Annotated in this window: 16 protein-coding genes; 9 read left to right on the forward strand and 7 right to left on the reverse strand. The window is 63.4% G+C overall.

Annotated elements, in window-relative coordinates; all coding sequences use genetic code 11:
- Nucleotides 1-202 precede the first annotated feature (202 nt).
- The 8 genes from Q9451_RS19070 to Q9451_RS19105 all read left to right on the forward strand — a co-directional run bounded on the left by Q9451_RS19070 (nucleotide 203) and on the right by Q9451_RS19105 (nucleotide 6,871).
- Nucleotides 203-1,354 carry an amine dehydrogenase large subunit gene (locus Q9451_RS19070; RefSeq protein ID WP_012271873.1) on the forward strand — a complete coding sequence of 384 codons (1,152 nt, stop codon included), beginning with the start codon at nucleotides 203-205 and terminating at the stop codon, nucleotides 1,352-1,354.
- Nucleotides 1,355-1,369: 15 nt separating this feature from the next.
- Complete coding sequence (locus Q9451_RS19075) at nucleotides 1,370-1,906, forward strand: MauE/DoxX family redox-associated membrane protein (RefSeq protein ID WP_012271872.1); 537 nt, start codon at nucleotides 1,370-1,372, stop codon at nucleotides 1,904-1,906.
- 4 nt (nucleotides 1,907-1,910) lie between these two features.
- Nucleotides 1,911-2,552, forward strand: a complete 642-nt coding sequence (gene mauD / locus Q9451_RS19080; RefSeq protein WP_012271871.1) for a methylamine dehydrogenase accessory protein MauD — start codon at nucleotides 1,911-1,913, stop codon at nucleotides 2,550-2,552.
- A 14-nt stretch (nucleotides 2,553-2,566) separates the two neighbouring features.
- Nucleotides 2,567-3,088, forward strand: a complete 522-nt coding sequence (locus Q9451_RS19085; RefSeq protein ID WP_012271870.1) for a methylamine dehydrogenase light chain — start codon at nucleotides 2,567-2,569, stop codon at nucleotides 3,086-3,088.
- Between the two features lie 4 nt (nucleotides 3,089-3,092).
- Complete coding sequence (locus Q9451_RS19090) at nucleotides 3,093-3,611, forward strand: hypothetical protein (RefSeq protein ID WP_012271869.1); 519 nt, start codon at nucleotides 3,093-3,095, stop codon at nucleotides 3,609-3,611.
- A 324-nt stretch (nucleotides 3,612-3,935) separates the two neighbouring features.
- Nucleotides 3,936-4,850, forward strand: coding sequence for a transcriptional regulator FeaR (gene feaR, locus Q9451_RS19095; RefSeq protein WP_012271868.1), 915 nt, complete (start codon nucleotides 3,936-3,938; stop codon nucleotides 4,848-4,850).
- A 124-nt stretch (nucleotides 4,851-4,974) separates the two neighbouring features.
- Nucleotides 4,975-5,373: a c-type cytochrome gene (locus Q9451_RS19100; protein ID WP_012271867.1), complete on the forward strand. Its 399-nt coding sequence runs from the start codon at nucleotides 4,975-4,977 to the stop codon at nucleotides 5,371-5,373.
- 178 nt (nucleotides 5,374-5,551) lie between these two features.
- The gene (locus Q9451_RS19105; protein WP_012271866.1) at nucleotides 5,552-6,871 is read left to right on the forward strand and encodes a hypothetical protein; all 1,320 of its coding nucleotides are present in this window, start codon (nucleotides 5,552-5,554) and stop codon (nucleotides 6,869-6,871) included.
- Nucleotides 6,872-6,908: 37 nt separating this feature from the next.
- On the opposite strand, the gene Q9451_RS19110 is transcribed toward Q9451_RS19105, so the two are convergent.
- Both Q9451_RS19110 and Q9451_RS19115 read right to left on the reverse strand, forming a co-directional pair.
- Nucleotides 6,909-7,421, reverse strand: a complete 513-nt coding sequence (locus Q9451_RS19110) for a nuclear transport factor 2 family protein (protein ID WP_012271865.1) — start codon at nucleotides 7,419-7,421, stop codon at nucleotides 6,909-6,911.
- Nucleotides 7,414-8,547, reverse strand: a complete 1,134-nt coding sequence (locus Q9451_RS19115; protein WP_041166472.1) for an amidase — start codon at nucleotides 8,545-8,547, stop codon at nucleotides 7,414-7,416. The genes Q9451_RS19110 and Q9451_RS19115 overlap by 8 nt, the downstream gene beginning before the upstream one ends.
- A gap of 146 nt (nucleotides 8,548-8,693) precedes the next feature.
- On the opposite strand from Q9451_RS19115, the gene Q9451_RS19120 reads away from it, so the two are divergent.
- Nucleotides 8,694-9,173 (forward strand): MarR family transcriptional regulator, encoded by a 480-nt coding sequence (locus Q9451_RS19120; protein WP_012271863.1) that lies wholly within the window; start codon nucleotides 8,694-8,696, stop codon nucleotides 9,171-9,173.
- A 15-nt stretch (nucleotides 9,174-9,188) separates the two neighbouring features.
- Here the strand turns inward: Q9451_RS19120 and Q9451_RS19125 are convergent, their stop codons facing one another.
- The 5 genes from Q9451_RS19125 to Q9451_RS19145 are packed head-to-tail and all read right to left on the reverse strand — an operon-like array spanning nucleotide 9,189 to nucleotide 13,215.
- The gene (locus tag Q9451_RS19125; RefSeq protein ID WP_012271862.1) at nucleotides 9,189-9,686 is read right to left on the reverse strand and encodes a flavin reductase; all 498 of its coding nucleotides are present in this window, start codon (nucleotides 9,684-9,686) and stop codon (nucleotides 9,189-9,191) included.
- 11 nt (nucleotides 9,687-9,697) lie between these two features.
- Nucleotides 9,698-10,657, reverse strand: coding sequence for a PDR/VanB family oxidoreductase (locus Q9451_RS19130; RefSeq protein ID WP_012271861.1), 960 nt, complete (start codon nucleotides 10,655-10,657; stop codon nucleotides 9,698-9,700).
- Between the two features lie 47 nt (nucleotides 10,658-10,704).
- Nucleotides 10,705-11,445, reverse strand: a complete 741-nt coding sequence (locus Q9451_RS19135; protein WP_012271860.1) for an SDR family NAD(P)-dependent oxidoreductase — start codon at nucleotides 11,443-11,445, stop codon at nucleotides 10,705-10,707.
- 10 nt (nucleotides 11,446-11,455) lie between these two features.
- Entirely contained in the window at nucleotides 11,456-11,932 is a 477-nt protein-coding gene (locus tag Q9451_RS19140) for an aromatic-ring-hydroxylating dioxygenase subunit beta (protein WP_041166471.1), read from the reverse strand.
- A complete protein-coding gene (locus Q9451_RS19145; RefSeq protein WP_012271858.1) occupies nucleotides 11,932-13,215 on the reverse strand; it encodes an aromatic ring-hydroxylating dioxygenase subunit alpha in 1,284 nt (427 codons plus the stop codon). The genes Q9451_RS19140 and Q9451_RS19145 overlap by 1 nt, the downstream gene beginning before the upstream one ends.
- Nucleotides 13,216-13,219 lie beyond the last annotated feature (4 nt).

Genomic DNA, 13,219 nt, shown 5'->3' on the forward strand with positions numbered 1-13,219 from the left:
GACATGCACTCCTGGATGGCGGCGCCAACGTGGCGCCGGGCCGATCTTCAAGCGCCTGCCCGCCCGCCTGCCAGCCCTCTGCAGCGTTTTGTCAGGCAGCCTCAAGAGAATGTCACGCAGGCCAAATCCCCCCTGCTGGCCAGGCGGCACACTGCGATGACTGCGATTTCTGCACAAACCATAACAACATCGGAGATAGCCAATGCGTCGCGTCGACAGGCTCAGCATCTCGGCAGCCCTGGCCTTGGCCTTGGCGGCAGGCAGCAGTGCGGTGCGGGCCGACCTGCCCGCCGAAGAGATCGGCCACAACACCTTGCCGTTCCCGCCAGACCCTCACCGGGTCTACATCCTGGATGTGGACTTCAAGAACCCCATCGCCGGCAAGGTGGTGGTGGTGGACCCCAAGGCCAAGCGCATGCTCGGCATGACCACCAACGCCTTCGTCGCCCCCACCGCGCTGAGCCCGGACAACCGCACGCTGTATTCGGCCAACCTGTTCTACTCGCGCGGCACCTACGGCGAACGCACGGATGTGCTGGTGGCCTGGGACACCCAGACCCTGCAGCCGACCTGGGAGGTGGTGCTGCCTGCCAAGCGCGCCTCGACCCTGACCGAGAAGTACGCCATGGGTGTCAGCGCCGACAACAAGCTGGCCTACGTCTTCAACCTGACGCCGTCGACTTCGGTCACCGTGGTAGACACCCAGGCGCGCAAGGTCGCCAGTGAAGTGCCCATCAGCGGCTGCGTGCTCAATTACCCGGTAGGCAAGCGCAGCTTTGCGTCCCTGTGCGGTGACGGCCAACTGCTGGTAGTAACCCTGGATGACGCAGGCAAGGAAGTATCACGCACGCAAACGCCATTCTTCGACCCGAACAAGGTGCGCCTCAACGAACGCGCCATCGCCAACGGCGACACCTACTACTTCACCACCACTCAGGGTGAGGTGTACCCGGTGGCGTTCGAGGGCGGCAAGGCCAAGCCGCTGCCCACCTGGTCGCTGGTCAGCGACGAAGAGCGCAAGCAAGGCTGGGCACCGGGCGGCTGGCAGGCCCTGGCCGTGGCACCAGGCCTGAACCGCTTGTATGCACTGATGCACGACCAGCACACCGACGGCAAATGGGAAGACCCGAGCACCACCATCTGGGCGTTCGACCTCAAGACCGGCAAGAAGCTCGGCACTCTGGACTCGCCCAAACCCGTATGGAGCCTGCAAGCCAGCCACGACAAGGCACCGATCCTGGTGGCCACCGACCTGGAAGGCGGCGTGCAGTTCTTCGACCTCACCAGCAACAAGCACAGCGGCGCGATGGACCAGATCACCGACACCCCTGTGCTCACCCTGGCCCCTTGGTAAGCAGGAGATCGGACCATGCTCGACCCTGTCCTCGTAATTGCCAGCAGCACCGCACTCGCCGCACTGCTGGCCAGCGCTGCCAGCCACAAGCTGCGTGACCGGCGCGCGTTCAACGCCATTGTGCGTGCCTATCAGTTGCTGCCGGCTCCGCTGGCGCCAGGCGCCACCGCCAGCCTGGCGCTGATCGAGCTGGCCTTGGCCCTGGCCCTGCTGCTGCCCGCCTGGCGCACCGATGCAGCACTGGGGGTGGCGCTGTTGATGGCGCTGTACGCCAGCGCCATCGGCCTGAACCTTTGGCGTGGCCGGCGTGACATCGACTGCGGTTGCTCTGGCCCCGGCGCCGCGCAGCCACTGCGCCCGGTGTTGCTGCTGCGCAACCTGGTGATCGCCCTGCTCGCCGGCCTTGCCGCATGGCCCGTGGCCGAACGCGCCTTGGGCGTGCTGGATATTTTCGTGGTGAGCGCGGCGGCAGCCGTGGCGCTGCTGCTTCATGTCGCGGTGGATGGCCTGCTGGCCAACCAACCGCGTCTTGCCAAATTGAACGGGAGATAACCCCATGCAACTGCTTATCGCATCGAACATCCTGCTCTGGCTGCTGCTGATCGCAGTCGCCTTCACCGTCATGGCCCTCGTGCGCCAGATTGGCGTGCTGCACGGGCGCATCGCCCCGGCCGGCGCGCTGATGGTGGACAAAGGCGTCACCGTGAACGACCCCGCGCCACAAGTGACTGCCGCCGACCGCCACGGCCGCCCGGTGAACATCGGCTACCGCGGCGAACGCTCGCAGTTGCTGTTCTTCCTCGCCCCCGGCTGCCCAGTGTGCAAATCGCTGCTGCCGGCGGTGAAATCGATTGCCAGGGACAACAGCGGTTCGCTGGACGTGATCTATGTCAGCGACGGTGATTTCGCCGAGCAACAGGCACTGATCGAAGCCAACGGCCTGCAGCAAGCCAGCTACGTAGTCGGCCCGGAGGTGGGCATGACCTACCAGATCGGCAAACTGCCCTATGCCGTACTGATCGACGCAGCCGGCACCCTGCGCGCCAAAGGCCTGGTCAACTCGCGCGAACACCTGGACAGCCTGTTCGAAACCCTGCACCTGGGCAGCGCCAGCCTGCAGCACTACTTGCACGGCGACCCGTCGCACAGCCATGACCACGAACACGCCCACACCCACCAGCACAGCGCGCAGCACTGACCGCGGAGCCGACCATGAGTTTTCTCGACAAACTGTTTGAACGCTCCAGCCGCCATGTCGCCGATACCACTTCGCGGCGCAAAGTGTTGGCGCGGCTGGGCTCGCTGATCGTCGCCGGCGCCGCCCTGCCGGTACTGCTGCCCATCGACCGCACCGCCAAGGCATTGGCCGCCGAGCAGCCGAAGATGGGCGACCCAGGTGACCCGACCAGCTGCGACTACTGGCGCAACTGTTCGATCGACGGTTTCCTGTGTTCGTGCTGCGGCGGCTCGATCACCTCCTGCCCGCCTGGCACCGAAGCCTCGCTGGTGACCTGGATCGGCACCTGCCGCAACCCGGCCGACGGCAAGAACTACATCATCTCGTACAACGACTGCTGCGGTAAGCACGCTTGCGGCCAGTGCGCCTGCTCGCGCAACGACGATGAACAGCCGCTGTACCGGCCATTCAACAACAACGACATCAACTGGTGCCTGGGTGCAGCCTCGAAGATCTACAACTGCACCGTCACCATCATCCGTGGCGTGGCGGTGTAGCGCCATGCGCGGTGTGACGCTGTTGCTGCTCCTGTGCCTGCTGGCCCCCGTGGCCCAGGCCAGGACCCTGCCCAACCCCAACCAGCGGCCTGCCCCCGGCAACGAAGTACCACCGGTACCGATCGCCCAGGCCGGCTACTCGGTGCCGGTGAACTACCAATTGCAGTGCGCCGGCTGCCACCGTGACCATGGCGAAGGCTCGGCGGCCAACGACACACCGCGCATGCAGGGCTTTGTCGGCAACTTCCTGCGGGTGCCCGGTGGCCGCGAGTTTCTGGTGCGGGTGCCGGGCATATCCCAGTCGGCGCTGAACGACCAGCAGATCGCCGACCTGCTCAACTGGTTGCTGATGCGCGATGGCATGGCCGGTAACAGTTCGCCTGAACAGTGGGCGGCCTATACCGGCGCGGAAGTACACCGTGTGCGCCAGCAAAGTATGCTGAACCTGCCTCATGTGCGCGCCGGCTTGATCGAAGACATGCGGGCCAGGGGCATCGCCATCGGCGACGGCCTTGGCCATTGAAGCATCACGCAAGCGTTGTACCTTCAGCCCGCCCGCTCAGCGGGCTTTTTTATGCCTGTCAGATTGTCGCGATGACGAAACATCGGGTGGGAAGTATCTGCACAGTGCTGCACCAATAGCCCTCATAAACATCCCACCAAGGAGCAAACCAGACCCAGCACACAAATTTAATAGCTATTTATATCAACGACTTGGGGTGTATCCACATGTTTCGTATCGGCAATAGGGCTCGCTTTTTGCTTGAATATTCAAGTGAATTTTAAACTTTATCTCCCAAGAGTCGCCCAAGCGACCCGTTACAACGCTACCCCGTGCGAGGCCCCTATGATCCCTGCAACCCGCATTACCGACGACCGTTTCCAGGCTTGGCTCAGCCAAGTCAATGAAGCCTGTGGCCACTTCAACGGCCGCAAGCTCGACCCAGGGTTCGTCGGCCAGCTGGAAAAGTGCCAGGCAGGCCAGATCTCCATGAGCATCGTCGACATGACCCAGGTGAACCTGTTCCGCGGCCCGCGGGAAATCCGCGCCAGCGGTGCCGACAACTACTATGCGGTGCTGCAGATGGCCGGCACGTCGCACATCGAACACCAGGGTGCACGCATCGAGTTGCAGGCTGGCGACCTCACGTTGATCGACGCCAGCGCGCCATTGGACATGCACTTCCACCAGCGCTCGCGGCAGTTGTCGCTGATCTTGCCGCGCGCGCGGGTGGAAAGCGGCACCCGTGGCACCGGTGTCGCCTGCGCCAAGCGTATCGAGGCGCAAACGCCGCTGGCCAACATGGCCCGGCTGATGATGCTGGAAACGGGGCGTACCCGGCACATGAGCGACCATGAGAGCCAGGCCGTGCTCGACGCACTGATCGCCCTGCTGCGCCCAGCCATCAGCCACGACACGGTGCCCGGCAGCCACGAGCGCATGTTCCGCAAGGCCCTGGCGCTGATCGACCAGCGTATTACCTGCGAACAGCTCACCCCCGAGTTCATTGCCCGCGAAGTGGGGATCTCGATGCGTAGCCTGTACCGCATCTTTGCCAAGCATGGCTTGGTGATTGCCCAGTACATCCGCAACCGCCGCCTCGACTTCTGCGCCGAGCACCTGCGCAACCCGGCGATGGACCAGAAGGTGTCGTCGCTGGGGTATGCCTGGGGGTTCTCGGATTCGAGCTATTTCAGCACTGCATTCAAGGCGCGATTTGGGGTAACGCCTGGGGAGTATCGGCGTCAGCATGCCAATTGAGCGGTACCGACAACGCTGTGGCAATACCAGAAAACACCTTGGCAGGCACAACAAAACCCAGCGACCGACGCTGGCGCACAATCAAACCGAATACCGACAAGAACCCACCCAGGACCCGTGCGTGATGCCCACCCTCGCCCCCCACAAGTTCGCAATCCCGTTCCTGCTCGCCACTCTGGTCAGCCCCCTTGCCCTGGCCGAAGACTGCGCCGCGCCACAACGCCAGCAAGGCGAACAGGTGTTTGCCCGTGACTGCGCAGCCTGCCATTCGGCACAAAAGGGCGGCCCGGCAATGATGGGCCCCAACCTGCACGACGTGGTAGGCCGTACACCTGGCAGCGTGCCAGGCGCCAACTACTCGCAGGCCATGAAGAGCCGCCAGGCCAGCTGGACGGCGCAAGCCATCGGCGCCTTCATCGAGCAACCACAGGCCGCAGTCCCCGGCACCTACATGCCCTACGCCGGGCTGCCGGATGCTGGCGAACGCCAGGCGGTGACCTGCTTCCTCGCCGGGCTCAAATAACGCATTCCTTCAAGGCATTCCCACCAAGGCCCCTTCACGGGGCCTTGTGTTTTTATCGGCCTGGCACAACGCCAAAGGCAACTGGCAGCCAGGGCAAAAGCCCGCGCCGAGGCTTCCTGCATGATCACTGGCATGTCTTCAGGACTTCTGCCAAACCCATAACAAAGGAAGCCAGACCATGCACCACCGCCCATTCCGCCTCACCTTGGCCGCACTGTTGGCCGGGGCTTCGCTGGGCACCTGCGCGCAGGAGCTTTACAGCGATGCCGAGCGCCACCTGAACGCCAATGTCGAAGCCGTGTTCGGTGTATTCCACAGCGAGGAAAGCTACGCCGTCGCGCGCGACCAGCCCGGCTCCACATCATGGCGCGAGGGCTATGTAAAATACGGCCTGAGCGGTGACCAACGCCTGGGCAGTGCCGGTTCGCTGTACGGCGCTTTCGCCTTGCTCAGCTCTGGCACCTGGGGCGACGGCGACGCCGCCGGCTTCAGCGATGGCAGCGAACGCACCACCAAGATCGAGGACGCCTACCTGGGCTGGAAGTCCGGCAACCTGGTGCCACTGCTTGGCGAAGACGGCATCGACCTGTCGTTTGGTAAGCAGATGGTCGCGGTAGGCGATGGTTTCCTGATCCAGGGCGATTCCTTGAATGTTGGCCACGGCCTGGCTAATGGCGAGTTCAACCGTGGCGGCGCGTACTACCTGGCTGCGCGCAAGAGCTTCGACAAAACCGCCGTGTTGCGCCTTGGCGGCAGCAAAGGCTGGCGCGGCGATCTGATGTGGCTGCAGTCGGACAACCGCGCCCAGGCCAACACCGAAATGCATGTGGCCACCCTGGAGCATGTGGCAGACGCGGGTACGGTCGGGCTGACCTACATCGACACCACCCATATCGACAAGCAATACGCCTCGCCGATGCAGCAGGAACGCGACGGCATGAAGACCTACAGCATTCGTGGCCAGGGCAATGCCGGGGTGGAGAACCTGTTCCTGTCTGGCGAATATGCCAAGCAGGACAAACCGCACGCCGCGACTGAAGACGCCTGGTATCTGGAAGCTGGCTGGACCTTTGCCGACCTGCCCTGGGCACCGAACGTCAGCTACCGCTACAGCCGGTTCTCGGAGCAATACGACACGCTGTTCTATGGCCTGGGCCGTGGGTTGGGCACCTGGTTTCAAGGCGAGGTGGCGGGCAACTATGCCGGGCCGTTCAACAGCAATGCGCGGATCCAGAAGGTGGGGTTGACGGTAAGCCCGGCTTCGTCACTGAACGTGGGGCTGATGGGCTTCAAGTTCGACACGATCGACCGCAGCCTGGGCAATGTAGATGGCCACGAGGTGGACCTGTATGCGGAGTGGACCCTCAACGAGCACCTGATGATAGTGCCACTGGTGGGGCTGTACACGCCTGAGCGCAGTGCCGAGCAAGGCGGTACACAGTTGGGCAATGACAACAACAACCTGTACAGCCAGGTTGTGTTCGTCAGTACCTTCTAAAGCACTTGCACCGCTCCTACAGGGATCGCGTCTGGGCTTAGTCGTTAGGCACCGGCAAGGGGGCCTCACTGTTCCAGGCCGTAACCGGTCGGCTGAACTGGTTCTCAGTCTGAAAATGCGCCATGCGCCACTGCCCCTCCTCCAGCGCAAAGCGCACCGTCAGCCGCGCAGCATTCAGGTGCGATGCACCGTCGGCAAAGGTGCTGGTCTGCAACATCACCCAGCGCCCCACACCCTGCTCGCCGTCCATCTCGATCACCTCACTGGTGAGAAAGTGCACGTTCAAGGCAAAGTGCGCCGGGGTTTTCATGTAGGTGGCAAACATCGCACGGATCGCCTCACGGCCACGGTAGCCGCCAAAGCTGGCGGCATACCGGGCGCCCTTGCCTTCCCACACGGCTTCACGGGTAAACAAGCCAGCCAGTTCGTCCAGCGGGGTGCTGCAATCGAGCTGATCGCACAGTTCCATATAGCGATTGATGCACACCCGAATGGCCTGCTGACGCTCGAACACCTGCAAGCGGGCCTGCAACTCATGCAAGTCAGTCATTGCTGCCCCCGTTGCCGCCATACAAGTTGAGCAACAAACGCTCGGCCACTGCCAACAGCTTCTCGTCCGCACCTTTGGCCCCCACCAGTTGCAGGCCCACCGGCAGGCCGGCCTCGCTACCCAGTGGGATGCTCAACGCCGGGTGCCCGGACAGGTTGAACGGCCGCACCAGCGAGGTCATGCCCAGTACGGCGCGAGTGTCGCTGGCCTCCTCCAGCCGCAGCGGGAAGTCCGGCATGGTCGGCAACGCCAGTACATCGTAACGGGCAAGGGCTTGGTCGACTTCCTCGGTAAACCGCTGGCGTACCGCCTCTGCCTCAGCCAGCGCGGCATCATGGGTTTGCCCCGCCGCCGCCAGGCGCCCGGCGATGTCACTGCCAACCTTGCCGGTTTCCAGCAGGTGGCCACAGGCCTGGAAGGTTTCGCGGTTGATCACCACCATGCCAGCCTCATACGCCGCGCCAAAATGCTTGAGCTCGACATTGCCCAGCGGCAAGCCGCTGGCGCTGAGTGCCCCCTGCACCGCCTTATGTATGCCCACTTCAGCCGTTACCCGCAGCACACCGATACGCGCCTTCGCAGGTACCTGGGCGGGCACGAACGTCGGGTCTATCATGGCCATGGCGCGCACCAGCATCGGTAGGCTCGCAGCGAACGGGCCAACACAATCGAGGCTGCTGCTGGCCGGCATCACCCCTTGGCGGCTGACCCGGCCAAAGGTCGGCTTCAAGCCGAACACGCCACAGCAACAGGCCGGCACGCGCACCGAACCACCGGTGTCGGTGCCCAGGCTGAAGTCGACCAGGCCAGCAGCCACTGCAGCCGCCGAGCCGCTGGACGAGCCTCCGGGAATACGCCCCGGAAAACGCGGGTTGGCCGCCGTGCCGGTGTGGCGGTTGATACCGGTAGTGCCGAAGGCCAGCTCGTGCAGGCCGACCTTGGCAGTCAAGCGCGCACCGGCCGCCAGCAGGTGGCTGACCACCTCGGCATGCCGCACCGCCAACGGCGCATCCTCCAGCGCTTGGCTAGAGGCACGGGTGGCGGTGCCGGCGACATCGATGGTGTCCTTGATCGCGACCCGCGGGCCGCTGCCGCCAAGGTCGAGGGGTTCTACGATTATTGTCATTGTCATACCGCCCTTTGGATGAGGGAGCCTTGCCAGATACTTGAAATGTCAACTGAATATTCCAGCACCTAGGCGCACCTTTGTAATAGCCAAATGCATGGAAACGTCTATGATGTCGCGACTATTTCCGCACACGTAGTGAAGCGATGAGCACTTCGAAGAACACAGGCCACAGCCATCACGATCCGGCCAGCGATGAGTTTCGCAAGGAAGACTTCCCTTTTTACTGGCTGGCCCGTGTGCATGGCCGCTACACCCAGAACATGGAACGGCTGCTGAAGAAGATCGACCTTGACGTGCCGCGCTGGCGCGTATTGTGGATCCTCAACGAGAACGGCGAATCGAGCATTTCCGAAATCTCCACCCATGCCATCGCCAAGCTGTCGACCATCACCAAAATCGTCTATCGGATGAAAGACGACGGCCTGGTCGACACCGCCCCCAGCCCCGAGGACGGCCGCGTGACCCAGGTACGCATCACCGAGGCTGGGCTGCAGAGCATCGCGCGCATGCAGGATGTGACCCGCGACCTGTTCCAGCGCAGCTTCAAGGGGCTGACCGAGGCGCAGGTGCAGCGGTTGAACAAGATGCTCGAAGTGGTTTTCCATAACCTGGATACCTTCTAGGCCGCAGGAGCGCGTTCAGCAGGCCTTGGAGGTTTCGCACACCCGGTGATACGCGCGGTTGAAGTACACCAGCCCATCATCGGCACCGCCCTGGCGGATGTCCTGGATCTCGCAGTAGAAAATGCTGTGCGAGCCAACTTCATGCACCTGGGCAATGCGGCAGTCGAAGTTCACCAACGCCTCCTGCATCACCGGCGCCCCGCTCTCCAGGACCGTCCACAACGTCGAGGCAAAGCGTGCTTCCATGCTCAGGTTGCGGTTGGCGAACACCCCGGACAACTCCTGATGGGTGCCGGCCAGCACATTCACGCACAATGCGCCGTTGGCCTTGAACTGCTCGTTGGAATACGAAGCACGGTTCATGCAAACCAGCAAGGTGGGCGGTGAGTCGGTCACGCTGCACACCGCCGAAGCGGTGAAGCCGAAGCGCCCGGCCGGGCCGTCGGTGGTAATGACCGAGACGGCGCCACCGAGCATGGCCATCGCGTTGCGAAAACGGGTTACCTCTACCATGGTCATGCTCCTCAGATATCCAGCACCAGCTTGTTCGACTTGGCCCGCGAGCAGCACACCAGGATCTGGTCGTTCGCGGCCTTCTCTTCATCGGTCAGGTACACATCGCGATGGTCGGGCTCGCCTTCGAGTACCTCGCACATGCAGGTGCCGCACACACCCTGCTCGCAAGAAATATCGATGCGTATACCCACCTGGGCCAAGGCATCGAGGATGGTCTGGCCCTCGGCGACCTGCACAGTCTTGTTGCTGCGCGCAGCGACCACTTCGAAGCCCTGGCCAGTGGCGTCGACCTCGACCTGGAAGTACTCCTTGTGAATGTGCTCCTCGGCATAGCCCTGCTGGCGCGCTCCTGCGATCACCCAGTCCATGAAGCCCGACGGGCCGCAGGTGTACAGGTGCGTACCGGGCATGCCAGCGCCGAGTACATCGGCCAGGTTCAGGCGCTGCGTCGCCTCTTCATCGTCAAAATGGGTAACCACCCGTGCCGCGAATGGCGCATCGGCCAGCGCTTCGAGAAACGCACTGCGGCTACGCGAGCGCCCACAGTAATGCAGTTCGAAATCGGCGCCCTGCTGGTGCAAGGCGTGGGCCATGGCAATCATGGGTGTGATCCCGATGCCGCCACCCAGCAGGATCGAACGGGCGGCGCCAGCCGCCAACGGGAACAGGTTGCGCGGTGCGCTGATCTGTACCTCGCGCCCCTCCATCAGGGCCTCGTGCACACCCACCGAACCACCACGGGACGCCGGGTCTTTCAAGACGCCCAGGCGATACACCGTCACATCCGCCGGGTCGCTGCACAGCGAGTACTGGCGCACCAGGCCGGGCGCCACATGGATGTCCACGTGCGCGCCGGCCTCGAAAGCCGGCAAGGCAGCGCCGTCGGCTCGCCCAAGGTCGAGTACGACCACGTCGGCCCCTTGAATCTCGCGCTTGCGCACGACTACGTTCAACAGTTCTTCATTCATGCTCGGTGTCCTGTAGTAACCAGGGGCGCGCGGGCGCCCCGTCAATGTCAACGCATGAACAAGCCGCCGTTCACATCCCAGGTCGCCCCGGTGGTGAAATAGGCCTCGGGCCGTGCCAGTTGCACGATCAGGTCACCCAGAAAGTCGGCATCCCCCAGGCGCTGTACCGGAATGTTGGCCAGAAGGCCCGGCAGCCGTTCGACCGGCACCGCGGCATGCACCGCTGGCGAGTCGACAGGGCCCGGGGCGATGGCATTGACGGTAACGCCGCGAGCGGCAAACTCCTTGGCAAACACCTTGGTCAGGGTGATGATCGCGCCCTTGCTCGCCGCATAGTGCGCGCCGGTGGCCGTGCCGCCGTTTTGCCCTGCCAGCGAAGCCATGTTGATGATCCGCCCGTAACCGGCCTCGGCCAGGTACGCGCCGAACACCTGGCAGCCGAGGAACACGCTGCGCAAGTTCAGGCCGACCACGGCGTCGAACTCTTCCGGGCTGATCTGCATCAGCGGCGTGATCCTGGTCACGGCGGCGTTGTTCACCACCACGTGCAAGCCGCCGAAGCGCTCAAGCACCTGGGCCAGGGCCTGCTCGAAATCGGCCTTGCTGGCGACATCCAGCTTTACCGCCAACGTGCGTCCAGCCTGCCCTTGCAGCTGCTCGGCAGTGGCCTGGGCAAGTGCCAGGTCACGGTCCGAGACCACTACGTCGAAGCCTGCGGCCAGCAGCCGGGCGCAGAAACGCTGGCCCAGGCCCTGGCCGGCGCCGGTTACCAATGCGACTTGGTTCATGGCCTTGCCCTCAGAGGATGTAGCCGATACCGGCGAGGGTATCGTCACTGTTGATCAGGCTGATCACCTTGCGATGGACCCTGAACCCGCCCTCGGCTCGCACCAGGGTGTACGTGAGGTCGGCGCTGTAGTGCTTGAGGCTTTCCTTGCGGAACTCGCGCACGTTCTGCGCAGCGCGCACGGTGACATTGACGCCGTCGTCCGCGAGCACACGGATACGCGAAATCGTGCGCACGGTACGTGGCTGCGGGCTGGTCGAGATCGACTCGCCACCGATGAGCCGCTGCACACGCAGGGCACGCATGTGGTGGTCGTCATAGGCGTAGTTCAAGGTGTTCTCGTAGTCGCTTTCCTTGGGGTCGATCGGGATGATGTAGGTGCCTTTGTCAGTCCACAGGTTGAGCCAGGCGTCGTACTCGCCATGGTCGAGCATGTCGCCTTCCTGCCAGATGAACGCGGTGACTTCGTTGAACAGGTTCAGGTTCATCATTTGGCCTCCGCGGTCATCATCTTCTTCCACTGCTGGTACGCCGCGCGCATGCCGGTCTCGGCACTGACGTCGGAAATCAGGCCATCGGCGCTGGGCTTTTCACCCACCAGGCCACGGTTGAGCATGATCCACAGGTCTTCACCGGCGCGGGCGCCCTTCTGCACCCGCTCCCACGCCTCGGAATCGTCCGGGGTGCCGAAGCCCATCGGCCCCTGGAAATGCTCGTGCAAGCGCAGGCGATAGCGGTTGGCCGCCGCCGGGCCGCCATCCATGGTGATTACCGCATGATGGATTTCGGTTTCGCTCACCGAAATCGGCTGCAGCACACGGAAGAACGCCATCGAACAGGCCACGTTGGGGAACAAATTGAGGTTGAAGCCCGAACCACCGACCGCGCGGACGATGCGCCGCACCTGCGCCTCGTCGATGCCTTCGTCGCGCAGTTCGGCGGCAAGGCTTTCGAAGCGCTCCGGGATCGGTTTGTCGAGGTCGGCCTCCAGGTCGACCAGTTCGGGGATCATCACCATCACGCTGTGGCCGTTGCCCAGGTCTTCGACATAGCCAGGGCCCTTGACGAAGTCGAACAGCTCCAGGGTCTGCTCATCGACCGAGGACAGGAAACTTTTGTGCACCAGCGGGAAGTGGTAGGCGTCAGTGGTGTTTTCCAGCTGGATCTTCCAGTTGCCGGGGAAGCGGAAGCGGTGCTCGCCCGGCACTTTGATGCCATAACCGGCGCCCTGCTTCATGAACAGGTCCATCCACTTCTTCGCCGCACCGAGAAAGTCCTCCAGCGGCTCGATGTCATCCTTGAACGTGGCGAAGACCATGCCGGCGTAGCTTTCGGTGCGCAGGCTGACCAAGGGCAGCTCGGCCTTGTCCAGGCAGTCGCCGTAGCTTTCCGGGTGCGGGATACCGCGCAGCGAACCATCCAGGGCATAGCCCCAGCCGTGGTACGGGCAGACAAAGCTGTTGGTCTTGCCCTTCTTGTGCTCGCAGACGGTGGCGCCACGGTGCCGGCAGCGGTTGAGCAGCACGTTGATGGCCTTCTTGCGGTCGCGTACCACGATCACCGGCTGCTTGCCGATGTAGGTGGTCTTGTAACTGCCGGCTTCGGGGATTTCGCTTTCGTGGGCGACCCAGATCCAGGTGCTGTGGAAGATTTTTTCCAGCTCGGCATCGAACAGCGCCGGGTCGGTGTACAGGGAGGTGTGGACACGGTCGGGCTGCACCAGCTCGGCCGGATCGATTGCCAGGTTGATGGCGGGAATCAGGTTGCTCACGGGA

This window comes from Pseudomonas sp. NY8896, assembly GCF_039634505.1.